This window comes from Acinetobacter sp. YH12041, assembly GCF_013419975.1.
Taxonomy (GTDB): Bacteria; Pseudomonadota; Gammaproteobacteria; order Pseudomonadales; family Moraxellaceae; genus Acinetobacter.
Map to the genome: position 1 here is coordinate 72,986 of NZ_VOZC01000010.1, position 17,551 is coordinate 90,536.

Sequence of the window (17,551 nt, forward strand, 5' to 3'; positions counted from 1 at the left end):
CTTGAAAAATTCAAGCCAACATGTCAGTTTTGCCACAAAATAAAAAATCGGGCATGCGAGAAATATATAAATTTTGTTGAAAGATACGTTATTAAAGGATTGAATAGCAGCAATTGGTTTTCGTGGAAAATAACAAGGCAATGACAACACAAACGACGGGTTGGAAATCCGCATTTACAGCATTTCTGGATCGACGTGCCCTGATCATGCTGTTTCTCGGATTTTCAGCCGGTGTCCCGATTCTTTTGATTTTTTCCAGTTTGTCTTTATGGCTTGGTGAAGCCGGAATCAGTAAAAGTGCGGTGACTTTTTTCAGCTGGGCTGCACTGGGCTATTCATTCAAGTTCGTCTGGGCGCCACTGATCGATGAATTACCTGTCCCATTTTTGACTAAAGCTTTGGGTAGACGAAGAGCCTGGCTATTGATTGCTCAGATCCTGATTGTAACTGCGATTTCAATTATGGCTTTTTCAGATCCGGCATTGGGGCAGGCACATTTACAGCAGATGGCATTGGGTGCAGTACTGCTAGGGTTCTCGGCGGCAACACAGGATATTGTCATTGATGCTTACCGTATCGAGCTGGCCGAAACCCAGATGCAGACCGTACTGGCTTCCACCTATAACGCGGGTTACCGGATCGGGATGATTGTGGCTGGGGCTGGAGCTCTGTTTCTGGCGGCGTATTTAGGTACAGCCAAAGGCAACTATATCTATGATGCCTGGAAATGGACTTATCTGGCGATGGCAGCGGTTATGCTGGTCGGGATTATTACCACACTGGTCATCCGTGAGCCTCAAGTGGATCGGGCACGTAAAGATTATCAGCGCAGTGATTATTTCCGTCTCGTCGGCGTGTTTTTTGTGGCAGTTATCAGCTTTGTTCTGAGCTATGTCTATTCCGGTGACTTGGTATCTAGTATCACTGCACAGTGGGCAATTCAGGATACTTTTGCCTTGTTCTGTTTTGAGGCTTTACGCTTTATCGGTTCAGGTGCTGTCGCTTTCGGTGTGGGTACGATTCTGGTCAAAATGGGTGCTGTGAATAAGCAAATGGCATTCGAAACCTGGGTCAATCCCGTAGCAGATTTCTTTGATCGCTATGGTTTAAAACTGGCTTTGGTGTTGTTATTGCTGATCGGTTTTTATAGGGTCTCCGATATTATTGCCGGTGTGATTTCCAATGTGTTCTATCAGGATCTGAATTTTAGCAAGGAACAGATTGCTGAAGCTGTGAAAGTGTATGGGGTAATTTTCTCCCTGCTTGGCGGTTTTTTAGGTGGCTTGCTGGCTCAGAAAATGAACATCATGAAACTGATGTTTGTAGGCGCGATTTTGGCCTGTTCAACCAATCTGATTTTTATTGGCTTAGTAAAGTCTGGTGAAAAGCTGGGACAGGTCGAAGTTCAGGTAGGCCAGCAAACCTTTCAGGCAGATACAGATGAAGTCGGTTACTGGAAACTGAATGTGCCCACTACTGCTTTTAAAGAGGCCGAACAGATTCAGGTTCGTGCACATTATCTGAATCATCCGGCAGATGCAGTACAAGTCAACCTGCCTTATCTGCAACAGAATGCTTCGCAAGCAGCACAATTACAGTTTCTGCCTGTTACCACAGATAACCTGATCAGTGCCAATGAGCAGGAGAATAGCATCGTGGTTCGCGGTCAGTATCTAGGGCCGGATTTAACTGCAGAGCAAAAAATTGTATTAGAGCTGAATGGCGATAAATTCGATGCCAAGCTGGATGAAGAGCGTGTCTTTAGTGCTGCTATTCCTGCCGAGAAACTGATTACTGCACCTGTGAAGCGAATCAATGCAAGCTTAATGCAGCAGGAGCAGCCAATAGTGACCCAGCAGCATTCATATGCTGTGGACTTGTCGCAGACTCAGGCCAATCCGATGGATATTGATATTCAGCCGATTACAATTGGAACAGGCGAGAATGTTGAAATTCAAGGTAAGGTGATTAAACCGTATAGTTCATGGTGGCTATATTTTGCAATTATTGTCGATAATCTGGCCGCAGGTCTCGCAGGCGCTGCTTTTATTGCCTTCCTGTCCAGTCTGACCAGTGTGTCCTTTACCGCTGTTCAGTATGCTATTTTTAGCTCACTCATGACCTTGACTCCTAAGATTTTAGGTGGATATTCGGGTACTATAGTGACCAATATCGGTTATCCGAATTTCTTCCTGATGACCACTTTAATCGGGATTCCAATCCTGATTCTGGTCGTTTGGGTGGCAAAATTGCTCGGTGAACACCAAAAACAATCTGTAAATAAGGATGATTAATATGCGCATGCTGCATACCATGTTACGTGTAGGCAATCTGGAACAATCACTCAAGTTCTATACTGAAGTTCTTGGTATGACTTTACTTCGTAAGCGTGATTATGAAGAAGGTCGTTTTACCTTGGCTTTTGTGGGTTATGGCGATGAGGAAAATCACACTGTGCTTGAACTGACCCATAACTGGGATACAGAAAGCTATGACCTAGGCAATGGCTACGGTCATATTGCGATTGCGGTAGATGATGCTTATAAAGCATGTGAAGAAATCAAGGCACGTGGTGGCAATGTTGTTCGTGAAGCTGGCCCAATGAAAGGCGGTGTCACTGTCATTGCATTTGTGGAAGATCCAGACGGCTATAAAATCGAGCTAATCCAGCAAGACAACAACGCACGTAATAACTAAGTGTTATAAAGCGATATATGTGAAATGTATTCATGTATGGATGAAAATATTCCTTCAATCTGAATGCATAACATGGACCCGGCATCTGTTAAGATAGCCGGGTATTTTTTATCGAATAATAAAATTTTGAGGGAAGGACATCAGATGCTTAAACTGCTGGCATTGGACCGCTTTACGATCTTGCTCTTTGTTATGGTGTTACTGGCCAGTGTATTGCCAGTGTCAGGGCAGGCAGCTGAAGTCTTTAGCTGGATCACGACAGCAGCCATTGCGATTCTGTTTTTCCTGCATGGTGCCAAGCTTTCTCGTGAAGCCGTAATTGAAGGCTTAATGCACTGGAAATTACACACTTTGGTCTTTGCCTTGACCTTTGCGCTCTTTCCAATTTTAGGCTTGCTGGCAAAGCCAATCCTATTGCCAATGCTGGGGCAGGAATTATATTGGGGATTCCTGTTTATGTGCTTCTTGCCATCAACCGTACAGTCTTCGATCGCCTTTACCTCAGTGGCTCAGGGAAATATTGCCGGTGCGATCTGTAGTGCTTCTTTTTCCAATATTATCGGGATGTTCATTACCCCGATGCTGGTCGCATTCTTTATTCTTGGGCAATCCCAGCATGGCTTCGATCCTACGGCATCGATTCTACAGATTACACTGCTGTTATTGGTGCCTTTTATTTTAGGCCAGTTACTGCGTCCCTGGATTTTCCCAAAAATGCAGAAAATGCCCAAGATCGTCAAGGTATTCGATCAGGGCTCAATTCTGATGGTGGTTTATGGGGCGTTTAGCAGTGCGGTGGTGGCTGGGCTTTGGCGTGAAGTCAGCTTAAGTACTTTGCTCTTACTGCTGCTGGCATGTTCGGTTTTATTGACCATCGTAATGCTGTTGTCATTATTTATCCCACGCTGGCTGGGCTTTAATCGCGCCGACCAGAAAACGGTGTTCTTTTGTGGTTCCAAAAAAACACTCGCCAGTGGTGTACCGATGGCACAGATTCTGTTTATAGGTCAGCCACTTGGCATGATTGTTTTACCGATTATGATTTTTCATCAAATCCAGCTCATGGCCTGCGGTGTGATTGCGAATCTCTGGGCCAAACAGGCGGTACATACAGAAGAATAATTCGCTTATTGCTTTTGTTTGCCGTATAATACTGCCCAACTTGTTGTGCTTAGCTCTGACGGTATCCGTCTCGGTGGGCCAAAAGAATGGTCTGTTGTGGTGTTGATCTGCCTGAATCCTGATTCTGGCCCTTCCTCAATATTTGAGAGTGATCAATTGCGATGACAGCAAAACCTTCTTTCATCTTAATGGAGTAATCGACGATGCGCGCCGATATTCACCCAAAATACGAAAAACTAGTTGCTACTTGTTCATGTGGTAACGTAATCGAAACTCGTTCAGCTGTTGGTAAAGAAACTCTTTACCTGGACGTATGCTCAGCTTGCCACCCATTCTACACTGGTAAGCAAAAGAACGTTGACACTGGCGGCCGTATCGACAAGTTCAAACAACGTTTTGCTGGTATGTCACGTTCTGTTAAACGTTAATACCCAAAATGAAAAAACGGGCTTTATGCCCGTTTTTTTGTGCCTGCAATTTAGAAAATCATTTCACGTTTCTAGATTGAAAGGCGAGTACAAGACCTTAGTGGTCTTGTACATCAATCAGATGATCCAGTTTTTTCTGGAAATAATCACCCTGAATAAAGCGGGCATCGACGTTCCAGGCATTCGCAAATAAGGTCATGTCATTCAGTTCACGAATCATGATATTCACTGGTTTGATTTCATTGTACGTGGTGATTTTTTCCTGTAACTGTTCAATTTCAGCATCATTGTTTAGCATCTTGGTCAGTTTGCTATCCAGACTCAGACCATTGATATCGAACTCACGTAGCAGGGTTTCACTATACATTGAGTGACCAAAGTTACGAATCGCAATCCGCGCACCATGTTCACGTAAAGTACGTAGATATTTCTGCGCATCCTGCTGGTTCATCAGGATATCTTCTTCTGAGAACTGTAAAGTTAAAGGATACTCGACTTTACTGCGAATAATGGTAATCAGTTTGGAAATAAACTCAGGGAAAGTACGGTCCTTAAATAGCACAGCACGGTTCAGGTTCACGATTAAACGGGCATCCGGATACTGGGTAATGAAGTTGTGCAACTGTTTGCTTGATTCAACCAGAATCCAGCGATCGAGTTTAATAGACAATTCATCATCTTCATTGAGTTCCATCAAGGAAGAAATATCCTGCCATTTATTTTCAAAGATAAAGCCACTAGTCACCTCATACATATAGAGGTTGGTATCTTCTTTATCATAGAGCTGTTGATATTTCAGATGAATTTCACCACGTTCCAGACATTCACGCAGTGCTTTTAATACTGGAGAGGTTGTGAGTGGTACAGTGCTGACTGCCGGACTGACCGGTATGGACTCAGACGCTGGAATAACGGGTTCTGAAACCGTGAAGTCAATGCTCGGCATTGAAATCGATTCCTGAGTCGTTGCAGGAATATCCAGAACAAATTCAGACGTTTTTTGTGCTTGTGGTAAAGGAGTAGAGAAGGCCCGACCGACTAATTCATTACAATGGCTTTCATCACGCAACTCACCGTCAAGCAGGGTATAACCGATGCGTAGATTGAGCGGATAAGTTTGCTGATTCACTGTAATAAGCTGTGGTTTGGTCAATGAACCTAACCCAACAAGTTTGGATTCCAGAATGTCTTGCGCATCTGCCTGAATGATCCCCACCAGAACATCATGTTCCAGTTTAAAGAGTGGAATACGAACCTGCTCTTTTAGAAATTTCTTAACTTCATGGAAATAACCTATGTAGGTCGCCCAATCACCATTCAGGACTTGCGGCTCATACGCAGCAAAGGAGAACGTGATCAATGCATTGGCTTTGGCCGGTTCACGATTGAGTTCACGCTTAAGTGACTGTAAGGTATTTGGCTTGTTTGCAACTTTTTCAGAAGAGGCACTCGCCTGATTAGTCGCTGTATCAATCGTAATTTGTAGTGCATCTTCTTCAGCACTAGATGCCAGAAATTCCAGTTTTAATGGATTGGCAGCAGCCACATTTGGATTCGAAGAAGTAATATCAAAACGACCTAAATCAAATTGACCCTGAGAAATCTTTTTAAAGCGGGATTTAAAATCATTCAAATCTTGCGGCTGTAACAGGTCTAAAAGTGGCAGACCGATAATATCGTCCTCGCTTTTAAGGCCAAACAGTTTGAGATAATCGGCATTGGCCTGAATATGGATGCCTTCCTGAATGGTTGCGACTGCACGGTTACTATCTTCTACCAGTGATTGTGCTTGGCTTTGTGCAGTTTCCAGTTCTTCCATTAAATGGCGCTGGGCTTGCATGGTACGGCTAAAGGAAAGGGCACGCACCAGATTCAGGAAGAAGCGGTCTGGATAATCCAGATTTAGAATGTCAAAAATGCCTTTACGGATATATTGGGCATATTGTTCAGCCTGATAATCTTCCGGCTTTAACAAAAGAATAGGAAGATCAGGTTGCTGCGAAAGTTGAACCAGACTTAAGGCCTGTTCATATTTCAGATCATAAGCACGACCAAAAATAATCAGGTCCCAGTTAAAGTTTAACTGTTTTTCAAAAGATTGCAGATCATCAAGCAGAACGGCATCGACCTGATATTCATTGCTGGTTAAGAGATCACGGATTTGGTTATATCTAATTTGATTATCATCAATGATCAGTAAACGTGTTTCAGTACGTTTTAACTTTTTAGACAATAATGGATTTCTCACTTCAATGCTTCCCATAAATCGTGATTTCTAGTTTCATTCAATTGCTTATGTATAAAGTTTTCGATGACATCTTCTTCTTGATCATTTAATAATTCATAGTCGAAACGGATAAAACTTTGTGTAATGAGCTGTGCCTTGGTCAGGTAGATTCTGAGTTCTTTTTGGCCAAGTCGTAAATGAATGGTTTGTTTTTCCCTAAACATTTGTGAGCCAGAGACAATAATACTGGTTGAGACCTGATCGAGCTGGGTCATCTGTACCAGAATAGCTGGCTGATAATTGATACTGTGTTTGTCGGTACGGGCATAAACTGCGCAAGGAAACAGTTCCTGTGCCAGAATTTCCAGGCCAATTTCCAGACTTTTATCTGCTGACTGTTTGATCCAGCGAATGACTCCGCCACGCCACTGGCTTTGAGATTTTTCCTGAACCAGAATAAATTCACCAGTTTTCAGATTGGCAGGCGTGATACCTGACCATTTAATCCGGTAACCATTAACACTGATATCGAGAACTTCAGCGGTATGAATCTGTTTGGCTTCGCGATCGAGCGCCTTGATACTGCTGAATCCGCTTGGAACGGCATTATGCATTGAGCTGACAAAACTGCTTTCGCTCTGGAAACCATAATTACCTTCCAGTTCCAGCGTTTCATTAAAGTTTTTACCCTTAGACAGATAAAAATGCGCCACCGTTAAGCCAAAGCAGATATTGATCTGTGCGGAATATTCATAACGTTCATGACGGCGTTCGACATTATTCGAAAGCAGGTTATAGATATGAAAATGCAGGGCAGGTGTCAGGAACAGTTTTTCATTACGTGACAGATACTGGGCATTTTTGCTTTGCGTACCGGTCAGGTGTTCCATCAGGTTTTGTGTCGAAATATAGAAGCTCGGCTGGAAATGCTGACCCTGATGAGAATTCAGTAAAGGCGGATGATCTTTGCTGGCATCGACCACATAACGTGACAGTGTGGTTTCTTTTGGCAGAATCTGAACCAGTTTTGCCCAGTCCGCACTGCATAAATATAATCCCTGAATCTCAGCTGGGCGGATCTGATGGGTATTGAAAATATCCAGCAAAATCAGTCGTGCATAGGCTTGGGTAATATTCTGGATTTCGTGCTGGGTGCCAAGAACCTGATTGATGTTGGTCTGATAGAAATTATTTTCCATCGCACATTCCAGCAACTGATGTGCCGCCAACCACTGGCCAGCGCCAGGTGTGCTATACAGCATATGCTGTTGATAGAGCAGCAGGCTTAACTGTTGCAGGCCATAGTAGATGGACACCATCCGGGCACTTTGCAGGCTTTTCTTTTTGCCCAGGGAAAATAGTGAAAACTTTTGATGATTCAGCTGATGATTACAGCGTTTGGCAATATCTATATAGATTTTGGCAAAATAGCTGCGTAACAGCATAGCCAGCTCAATAATCTGGTCATTGCGATCTGTCGTGATCAGACCCTGATTGACGAAATGTTTCTCAAGACTGGCCAAAACATTTTCAAGGGTAGGGTGCAATACCTGAATCAGGTCAAAACGCAAGGTTTCCGCACATTTCAGTTCGGAAATTTCCAGTAAAGCACTGAACAGAGACTTGGATGAATTCCCCAATTGCAGGATTGAAATTCCTGCGACCCATTCCTGCAATGCTTTGGCATTTGTGGGACAAAAACTTAGCTGTTCTATGGTGAGTTCAGCCGTTGTCTGAAAAATGTCTGCAGTATGCTTACTCATCTTTATTATTTAACTCAAAAATGTTGAAACCCCAAAAAGCGGTGTCTTATTCTTCTCGCCCGCTATTTCTCGAACTAGTTTAGGAACCAGATACCCCGGTAGGTTCGCTAAAACTTCTGTATAAATCTCATTGATGTGCTCAGCAGGTAAATCAAAATGATGCGCACCTTTTACTTTATCAAGTACATGTAAATAATAGGGCATCACGCCAGCATCAAACAAGCGATAGCTTAAATCAATCAAAACTTGAGCAGAATCATTAACCCCTTTTAATAAAACTGCCTGATTGAGTACCGTGATCTGATGCTGAACCAGCTGATTAAGCTGCTTACAGGTCAGGTCATCCAGCTCTGATGCATGGTTCGAGTGTACCACTAGAATAATACGTAGCCTACTGTTTTTTAACATGCTTAGTAGCTCTTCGTCGATCCGGTTTGGGATCACAATAGGAACTCGTGAATGTATTCTTAAAAATTTGAGATGTGGTACCGATTCTAGTCGTTCAATCCAGGTTTTTAATTTTCGGTTAGATAAGGTCAGTGGATCGCCCCCACTCAGAATTACTTCATTAATATCTGGCTGACTTTCCAGATATTGTTTGATATTGGTCCAGTCTTCATTTTTAGGGAGATTTTCCTGATAGGGGAAATGGCGTCGGAAACAGTAACGACAGTGGACTGCACAGGCACCGGTCAAGGTCAGTAGAAAACGTGACTTATATTTATGTAGAACACCAGGCTGCTGGTTGGCCTGTTCTTCACCTAGGGGGTCGGTGACAAATCCCGGATGATCTTCCAGTTCCAGATGATGCGGTAACACTTGTAATAAAAGTGGATCTAAAGGATTGCCTGGCTGTATTCTGGAAGCAAAAGCTCGTGGCACACGTAATTTAAAGGCTTGAGAGGCCAGAAGAGCACCAGATAACAGCTGATCTGGAGAAAGCTGTAAAATTTGCAGTAGTTCCTGTGGATCGGTAATCAGGTCACTCAGTTGCGATTGCCAATTTGCTTCTTGATATAAATACTGTGTCATGCCGGGAGATCAAAAAAAGATGAAGGCGATAGCCAGAAGTGCGCAGTTTAGCAGTTTGTCTACAGATGGGAATGTGAAAGCTGGCTAAAATTTCTCTAAACACGATCAGTTTGCTATGGTATGCAAAAGCATAGAGACTTTTATGTGCTTGGAAGACTGGTTGTGCACCAGTATTGGAATAGCTGATGCTAAGTTAAGCAGTGTCAGCAAGTTAAAACCGATTTTTTCGTTGCGACTTGGTGTATTGCTCATTTAGAATACGCAACATTAAATGAATGTGCATGTGGCAACTCATGTTCGTGTCAGACTTGCTAAATGACATTGCAACAGCCCATAGCATCAATAGCTTAAAGTTAGTAAGTTTGGAGTGAGCCAATCATGGCCTATTATTCTACGAACGATTTCAAGTCTGGCCTGAAGGTTATGCTTGATGGTAACCCATGTTCAATCATGGAAAACGAATACGTTAAACCAGGTAAAGGCCAGGCGTTCAACCGCGTTAAATTACGTAACCTTCGCAGTGGTAAAGTTTTGGAAAAAACTTTTAAATCTGGTGATTCTCTAGAAGCTGCAGACATCGTAGAAGTAGAAATGGAATACTTGTACAACGATGGCGAAATGTGGAACTTCATGGATCCTGTAACTTTCGAACAGATCGCTGCTGATAAAACAGCAATGGGCGACGCTGCAAAATGGTTAAAAGACGATTCAAATGAAAAATGTACTATCATGTTATGGAATGGCGTACCTTTAACAGTAAGCCCACCAAACTTCGTAGTATTAAAAATCGTTGAAACTGATCCAGGCGTTCGTGGCGATACTTCTGGCGGTGGCGGTAAACCAGCGAAACTTGAAACAGGTGCAGTAGTACGTGTTCCATTATTCGTTCAGCAAGAAGAAAGCGTTCGCGTAGACACCCGTACTGGTGACTATTTAGAACGTGCATAATGGTCGGAAAATAGACTATTATCAAAGGGGATGACTAAAATCATCCCTTTTTTTATGCCAAAGTCTTAGAGGAATTCGAAAGGAACAAGCGTAAAGTCGCAAGGGAAAACAGCAGTACCTCGAATAAAAAAATCACGCTGATTTATATGCTTCACAAAATGAGGGATTGAATGGAAACTTTACAACAGAAGTCAACCATGACTTCGAAAATCATCTGGCTCCTGGTAGCCATAGTTGGGGCAGTCTCCTTTGGGATTCTTGCACTCAGTCGTGGTGAGCATGTGAATGCAGTCTGGCTGGTACTGGCCGCAGCCTGTGTATACAGCATTGCTTACCGTTTCTACAGTTTATTTATTGCCAATAAAGTTTTTGAACTGAACGCACGCCGTTTAACACCCGCCCATCGTCTGGGTGATGGTCTGGATTATGTACCGACCAATAAAAGCGTATTATTCGGTCACCATTTTGCCGCGATTGCCGGTGCGGGTCCTTTAGTCGGTCCTATCCTTGCAGCGCAGATGGGTTATCTGCCAGGCACGATCTGGCTACTGGTCGGTGTGGTACTGGCAGGTGCGGTACAGGACTTCCTGGTACTGTTTATTTCTACCCGTCGTGACGGCCGTTCACTGGGTGAAATGGCAAAACAGGAACTGGGTACCTTTGCTGGTATTATCGTGATGCTTGGTGCGCTGGGTGTGATGATCATCATCCTAGCAGTATTGGCGCTAGTGGTTGTCAAAGCACTGACCAATAGTCCATGGGGCGTATTCAGTATTGCAGCTACGATTCCGATCGCCATCTTCATGGGGATCTACATGCGATTTATCCGTCCGGGTAAAATTGCAGAAGTTTCGATCATTGGTTTCGTATTGATGATGCTTGGCATTATCTATGGTGAAAACGTTGCACAGCATCCATACTGGGGGCAGCTATTTACCTTAACGGGTACTGAGCTGACTTGGGCACTAATCATTTATGGTTTTATTGCATCGGTATTGCCCGTCTGGTTATTACTTGCACCACGTGACTATTTATCGACCTTCCTGAAAATTGGTGTGATTGCCGGTCTGGCGATTGGTATTCTGTTCGCGATGCCGGAAATGAAATTGCCAGCGATTACCAAATTTGTTGATGGTACAGGCCCAGTATTCGCTGGTTCAATGTTCCCATTTCTGTTTATTACCATTGCCTGCGGTGCGATTTCCGGTTTCCACGCACTGGTTTCTTCAGGGACGACACCGAAACTGGTCAATAACGAACGCGATATCCGGATAATCGGTTATGGCGGCATGTTGATGGAATCCTTTGTAGCGATCATGGCTTTGATCTGTGCCGCGATTCTTGATCCAGGTGTGTACTTCGCGATCAACTCACCAGCGGCACTACTAGGGACAACCGTAGATACTGCGGCTGAAGCAGTACGTAATCTTGGTTTTGTGGTAACGCCTGAAGCGCTGACTCTCTTGGCTCAGGAAGTGGGTGAGAACTCGATTCTGTCACGTACGGGTGGTGCACCGACTTTCGCGATTGGTATGGCGCATATCATTACTGAAATCTTTAACAGCCGTGAAATGATGGCTTTCTGGTACCATTTTGCGATTCTGTTTGAAGCCTTATTCATTCTGACAGCGGTAGATGCGGGTACTCGTGCTTGTCGCTTCATGGTTCAGGATACAGTCGGTATCGTGATTCCTGCGGTAAAACAATCTCATAATTTCTTCGGTAATATGCTGGGTACAGCCGTTGCTGTTGCGGGTTGGGGTTTCTTCGTTTATCAGGGCGTCGTTGATCCATTAGGCGGTATTAACAGCTTATGGCCACTGTTCGGTATTGGTAACCAGATTCTGGCTGCAATGGCATTGATTCTGGGTACAGTCATCCTGTTCAAGATGAAGAAAGAGAAATATGTGTGGGTAACCATTGTTCCAACCGTATTCCTGTTTATTACTTCAATGACAGCCGGTTGGCAGAAGATTTTCCATGAAAATCCAAAGATCGGTTTCCTGGCACAGGCAGAGCGTTTCAATACGGCAATTGCGAATAATGAAATTCTGGCGCCAGCGAAAACCCTGGCTGAAATGCAGACTGTCGCAATGTCGAATCAGATCAATGCAGCACTTTGTGGTTTCTTTATGATTGTGGCGTTTGTAATGCTATTTGCTGCAATTGGCGTAATCCGTCGTGCACTAGCGAGCCCTGTACCAACCGTAAATGAAGCAGAGGCAGTGTATCGCGATCCTGAAGAAATTCAGCCTGCAAAAGGACATTAAGGAGCAGCGCATGAACTTGAAGTTTGCTAAAGGCGGAAAAGCGGTCATTTATAAGATCATCAAGATGACCGTGATGTCACAAAAAGACCTGATCCTGAACCCGAAAAATTGGTCACGGATTGCGACGTTGTGGCAGCGTTTACAGCAGAGTTTCCGCCTGATGGTGGGTGTACCTGATTATCAGACCTATTTGGCGCATATGAAAAAGCATCATCCTGATCTGGAAGCGATGGACCCTAAAACATTTTATCGTCACTGTGTGGATTCACGTTATCCATCTGCTGGTGGAGATATGAAGAAGTGTCCATGCTAATGCATGAATAAAATGAGCGCCTTTCGGGGCGCTTTTTTATGGGAAAATTTTAGGATTCAAACAAGATAAAACAAAATTATGATCTATTTTGACATTGGGAATTTAAATTTTTAAAAAGCCTTTATCTTTTAGGTATAAGTTCAGATCTCAAAGGTTTTTAATAGCCTGTTATTTCTAATAAATATGCCAATCAAAATGCAATTTTTCTAAACTTTAATCTTAAAGCTTCAATTGGCTCTTACAAGAGATTTAATCATATAAAATTTCTAAAATTCCTAATTTATTCTGCAGAAATAAAGTCGGCAGATGAGTGATCTTTGGGGAATTTTAAAAATCAGTGTATGTTAATCCTACAGCATGTTTTATTAGGGAAAATATTGTGATCTGGGGCATGAAACAAAAAGAAAAGCTGGATATTGCGCACGATAATGATGAGCTTGAACAAAAGCTGGCTGATTATGCACCCAAGATTCAAAAATTTTTCGAAGAAATTAATGCGATTGTTCTGGATAAACATGCACAGACCAGATTAGCGCTATGCTGTCTGATTGCAGGCGGTCATGTCTTGTTTGAAGATTTACCTGGTTTGGGCAAGACCACTTTGGCAAGCAGCCTAGCCCATCTCGCAGGACTGAAATTTCAGCGGATTCAGTTTACCAATGACATGCTGGCCAGCGATGTGATTGGCATCAATATGTTTAACCAGAAAGAACATCAGTTTGAGTTTAAACAGGGACCTATTTTTACCCAGATTTTGCTGGCAGATGAAATTAACCGTTCCAGTCCCAAAACTCAGAGTGCATTACTGGAAGCGATGGAAGAAGGCTATGCCACTGTGGATGGGATACGCTATGCATTGCCTAAGCCATTTTGGGTAATCGCGACCCAGAATCCGTTATTTCAAAGTGGTACTTATGCCTTACCTGAATCTCAGCTAGACCGTTTTTTAATGCGTCTATCTCTGGGTTATCCATCCCGTCATGCTGAAAAACTGTTATTACAGCAGGAATCCCGTTTTGCCTTGATCGCCAGCTTGGCACATGTGTTTAGCGAAAATGAAGTGTTGGAATTACAACAGCTGACCCATCAGATTTTTATCAGTGAAGCGGTTCAGGAATATATGCTAGATCTTGCGGAAGAAACCCGTAAGAAACGCCAAGGCTTATCAACACGAGGTTTGCTGGCGCTTAAACGTGCAGCACAGGCGAATGCCATCATTCAGCAACGCAGCTTTGTAACTCCAGATGATGTACAAGCCGTTTTTGTGGCAGTTGCCGCCCATCGTCTGGGGCTGAGCGATGCAGAAACATTAAATGTGATGCAACAGGTTGCAGTCAGTTAAAGGAGTCCGCTTTTGGATAAAACCTGGCAAAACTGGCTGGCGAAACGCTTTCAATTTTCACAGCAAAAACGACTTTCCCAAAAGGATGTACTGGTCTTTATTTATCAGCAGGGTTATCTGTATCTGGTTCTGATTTTTATCACCTTTATTGCTGGTGTGAATTATGCCAATAACCTGATTTTAGGCTTCTGCTTTTTGATTAGTGCAGTGCTATGTGTCAGCTTCTATCTGACCTTTAAACAGTTGCATGATCTGGATATCGAAATGGTTGCTGAAGACGTCGGACAGGTGGGTCATGCGCTCAATTTGCATTTTTATTTTCAGCAAGCCACAGCCCGGCCGCGTTATCTGTATATTAAGGCTGGTAATCAGCTGGAGAAAGTTTATCTGACTAAACAAAAGCAGCATTGGGTGCTGCCATTTTATGCGGAACGTCGCGGTAAATTTGAGTATCCGGTGATTCAGATCTATTCGGTTTATCCTTTTGGTCTGGTTCGAGCCTGGACCTATCTTTATCATCATCAGTTTGCCTGGGTGGCGCCTAAAGCCCAAAACAATACTTCGGAAAACAAGATTTATCAAAATAGCTTTGAACCGGATATGGATGAGTTCCGTGAATTACGTAATTATCAATCTGGAGACTCGTTACAGGCGGTTTCCTGGAAACAGTTTGCACGTGGGCAAGGCTTATATGTCAAAGTCTTTGAACAGTATCAGGATGAACATAGCATTGAGATTCATTATGAACATATGCCTAGCCAGTCGCATGAGGAGAAACTGGGCTTGATGATGGGACTGATTGAGCAATGTGAGCAGCAGCAATGTGCATATGCGTTACATTTACCACAGGTAGAATTGCCGCAGGGAGCAGGTGAAGAACAGTTACGTAAGGCTAAACAATTATTGGCTCAGGCATAACGGGTGAATCTATGATTGATGGAAAAATCCGAATTTCGATCGTCTTGACCCTAGGCTTGATCATCCTTGCCCAAGTAGCTTTCATCCCGGTGCTGCTCAGCATTATCTTTGTCATTAGCCTACTGTGTATCTGGATTTTTCTTAAACGGCAAAAGCCATTTCCTAAAATAGGGACTTTTCTACTCACTGGTTTGGCATTAGGCAGTATTTATCTCAGCCACCAAAGTTTTATTGGAGTGGAGGCAGGTGTTGCAGTTCTTTCCACTTTTTTATTTGCCAAATCACTGGAAACGAAAAACCGGCGGGATCTGATTATCCTGTTTAATTTTGCGCTTTTTGTTGCGGCCAGTTCATTTCTATATAGCCAGTCTTTTAGTATGGCTGTTGTGATTATTCTATGCTTATTGAGCTGTCTAATTGGTTTATACCGGATTCAGACCAGTGAGTTTCAGCAGAGTCAGCAATCACCACGTATAGCCTTGCAGCAAGATGCCAAATATGTCGGCAGCTTTGTGCTTTATGCTCTGCCGTTTTTTATTTTGTTATTCATCTTCTTTCCGCGTTTGCCACCGCTTTGGCATATCCCGATTCCAGAAAATAAAGGCGTGACCGGGATCGGTGACAGTATGTCACCGGGAGATATTGCTGAATTATCTCAATCTAATGCTCTGGCTTTCCGGATTATTGGGGATGTTAGTAAACTGCCGCCACGTTCAGAGTTGTATTGGCGGGCATTAGTTTTAGATGAGTATGATGGACAGCGCTGGACCAGTAGCTTTATTAATCAGCAGCCTTTAATCCGTCAGCCTGGAGAAGTTGTTCCAGTATCGTCATCAGGGTGGAATTACCAATATTTGGCTGCTGATCCTTCTGTGTTCTGGGTGATGGGGCTGGAAAAATCGATGCCTTTGGAACGCCGTTATTATAACCGTCAGGACTGGAGTATCGTACCAAGGCGTTTAACCCAACGAGTAGAACCGATTCATCTGCAATGGCTAGGTGGTCAAAATACTGAAAGTATTTTACCGGAGCAATTTGTTCAGCGACTGAATACCCAGACTCAAGTCCATTTGGATACTCAGGCACAACAGCTTGCTCAGCGATTATATATACAAAGTGGGGAAGATCCGCGACGTTATATTCGAACAGTCTTGAACTGGTATCAGCAAAATCATTTTGTATATACCCTGAAACCAGGCGTACTTGGTAAAAACCGGATTGATGAATTTCTATTTAAATCCCGGCAGGGTTTTTGTGAGCACTATGCTTCCAGTTTTGTCATGCTAATGCGATATGTTGGAATCCCGGCACGTGTGGTCACAGGTTATCAAGGTGGGCAATTGGCACCCGATGGGAAAAGTTGGGAGGTTCGTCAGTTGGATGCTCATGCCTGGACAGAAGTCTGGATTGACCAAAAATGGCAGCGTTTTGATCCTACCGCAATGGTGGCCCCGCAACGTATTGATGATGGGATGCAAAATTTAATCTCGCAAGATGAGCAAGTATGGGCAAGTAATTCTGGCTGGACGTCACACCGTAATGTATGGCTGACCAAACTAAGAGTCTGGAGTGATTATGCAAGTTACCAATGGCAAAGTAAGGTCGTGGGCTATAATGCCGAATCACAGCAGGGCTGGTTAGCGAAGCTAGGTCTAAGTTCAGTCTATTCCAGCGTAATTTTTTTAATATCCGGCATTGGTATACTCATATTGCTTTATATTCTAAAAATCTATTTTAAAACTCGGCAGTTACAGTCACCTTTTGAACATTCTATTCAGCAGTTTAATCAGTCTTTGAAAAAAAAATTAAAAAGACAACCCGCAGAGACTTTTCATCAGTGGATGTTACGGCTATCTCAGCAAGTTCAGGATAAAGATCAGTCTGTATTCTTTGAAGCAATTAGACTATTTGAAAAATCAATTTATTCAGGCAGGGAATTCTCAGACCAAGATCTGAAAAAATTCAAAGATTTGCTTAAAACTTGTACGTATATATTGAAAATTAAATGAAAAGACTTGTTTTGAGATCGAAAAATTTATAATATGCCAAGCATTCTAGGTGTATAGCTCAGTTGGTTAGAGCGCTACGTTGACATCGTAGAGGTCTCCAGTTCGAGTCTGGATATACCTACCAGGATTAGGTTTTATACAGTTTTCTATGTGGTTGTATAAAGCAGAAAACCTCCTAAATTCATCGGTTTAGGAGGTTTTTTTATATTCTCGATTTATCTGCATGTATCTTTTAAATTCGGATGTATTTATATCAGTGTTTAGTTCTCTATAACTTGTAATATAAAGCGTACACTATATTTTAGGAAACCATAAGAAATGAACTTTAGTAAAAGTTAGACATAAAAAATAATAGTTAACCCGAATCGCGGATAAAAAATTGACTTGAAAAATAAGAGGACTAGAGCCATCAGTTGAGTTACCACACAAAACTTAAAACTCTAGTCCCGATGTTTAATAGTACCGAATTATTTTGCGTAATT

13 protein-coding genes and 1 tRNA gene are annotated in these 17,551 nt (G+C 42.9%); 11 read left to right on the forward strand and 3 right to left on the reverse strand.

Translation table 11 applies throughout. The annotated features are described in order from the left end of the window. Nucleotides 1–122 precede the first annotated feature (122 nt). The 4 genes from FTU00_RS09815 (at nucleotide 123) to rpmE (ending at nucleotide 4,247) form a co-directional block, all read left to right on the forward strand. On the forward strand, nucleotides 123–2,294 hold the full coding sequence (locus tag FTU00_RS09815; protein ID WP_373686186.1) for an MFS transporter: 2,172 nt from the start codon (nucleotides 123–125) through the stop codon (nucleotides 2,292–2,294). Between the two features lies 1 nt (nucleotide 2,295). Then, nucleotides 2,296–2,697 (forward strand): lactoylglutathione lyase, encoded by a 402-nt coding sequence (gloA, locus tag FTU00_RS09820; protein ID WP_004782618.1) that lies wholly within the window; start codon nucleotides 2,296–2,298, stop codon nucleotides 2,695–2,697. Nucleotides 2,698–2,841: 144 nt separating this feature from the next. Then, entirely contained in the window at nucleotides 2,842–3,819 is a 978-nt protein-coding gene (locus tag FTU00_RS09825; RefSeq protein ID WP_005235005.1) for a bile acid:sodium symporter family protein, read from the forward strand. A 203-nt stretch (nucleotides 3,820–4,022) separates the two neighbouring features. After that, nucleotides 4,023–4,247 (forward strand): 50S ribosomal protein L31, encoded by a 225-nt coding sequence (gene rpmE / locus FTU00_RS09830; protein WP_004782616.1) that lies wholly within the window; start codon nucleotides 4,023–4,025, stop codon nucleotides 4,245–4,247. Between the two features lie 97 nt (nucleotides 4,248–4,344). Here rpmE and FTU00_RS09835 read toward each other — a convergent pair whose 3' ends face one another. From FTU00_RS09835 to epmB, 3 genes are read right to left on the reverse strand one after another with little or no spacing between them, the layout of a single operon-like run. After that, entirely contained in the window at nucleotides 4,345–6,510 is a 2,166-nt protein-coding gene (locus FTU00_RS09835; protein WP_180179640.1) for an EAL domain-containing protein, read from the reverse strand. Next, nucleotides 6,492–8,237: a GTPase gene (locus FTU00_RS09840; protein WP_179992265.1), complete on the reverse strand. Its 1,746-nt coding sequence runs from the start codon at nucleotides 8,235–8,237 to the stop codon at nucleotides 6,492–6,494. The genes FTU00_RS09835 and FTU00_RS09840 overlap by 19 nt, the downstream gene beginning before the upstream one ends. 9 nt (nucleotides 8,238–8,246) lie before the next feature. Continuing rightward, a complete protein-coding gene (gene epmB / locus FTU00_RS09845; RefSeq protein WP_180179641.1) occupies nucleotides 8,247–9,269 on the reverse strand; it encodes an EF-P beta-lysylation protein EpmB in 1,023 nt (340 codons plus the stop codon). A gap of 378 nt (nucleotides 9,270–9,647) precedes the next feature. Between epmB and efp the strand changes: the two genes are divergently transcribed. The 7 genes from efp to FTU00_RS09880 all read left to right on the forward strand — a co-directional run bounded on the left by efp (nucleotide 9,648) and on the right by FTU00_RS09880 (nucleotide 17,193). Continuing rightward, nucleotides 9,648–10,217, forward strand: a complete 570-nt coding sequence (gene efp, locus FTU00_RS09850; protein WP_004782608.1) for an elongation factor P — start codon at nucleotides 9,648–9,650, stop codon at nucleotides 10,215–10,217. A 170-nt stretch (nucleotides 10,218–10,387) separates the two neighbouring features. Then, nucleotides 10,388–12,487 (forward strand): carbon starvation CstA family protein, encoded by a 2,100-nt coding sequence (locus tag FTU00_RS09855; protein ID WP_034702078.1) that lies wholly within the window; start codon nucleotides 10,388–10,390, stop codon nucleotides 12,485–12,487. A 10-nt stretch (nucleotides 12,488–12,497) separates the two neighbouring features. Next, complete coding sequence (locus tag FTU00_RS09860) at nucleotides 12,498–12,800, forward strand: YbdD/YjiX family protein (RefSeq protein WP_004782606.1); 303 nt, start codon at nucleotides 12,498–12,500, stop codon at nucleotides 12,798–12,800. Between the two features lie 379 nt (nucleotides 12,801–13,179). Beyond that, nucleotides 13,180–14,142 (forward strand): AAA family ATPase, encoded by a 963-nt coding sequence (locus FTU00_RS09865; RefSeq protein WP_373686188.1) that lies wholly within the window; start codon nucleotides 13,180–13,182, stop codon nucleotides 14,140–14,142. Between the two features lie 12 nt (nucleotides 14,143–14,154). Next, nucleotides 14,155–15,060 (forward strand): DUF58 domain-containing protein, encoded by a 906-nt coding sequence (locus tag FTU00_RS09870; protein WP_180179643.1) that lies wholly within the window; start codon nucleotides 14,155–14,157, stop codon nucleotides 15,058–15,060. Nucleotides 15,061–15,071: 11 nt separating this feature from the next. Beyond that, a complete protein-coding gene (locus tag FTU00_RS09875; RefSeq protein ID WP_180179644.1) occupies nucleotides 15,072–17,069 on the forward strand; it encodes a DUF3488 and transglutaminase-like domain-containing protein in 1,998 nt (665 codons plus the stop codon). Nucleotides 17,070–17,116: 47 nt separating this feature from the next. Continuing rightward, nucleotides 17,117–17,193 (forward strand) — tRNA-Val (locus tag FTU00_RS09880). Nucleotides 17,194–17,551: the final 358 nt, after the last annotated feature.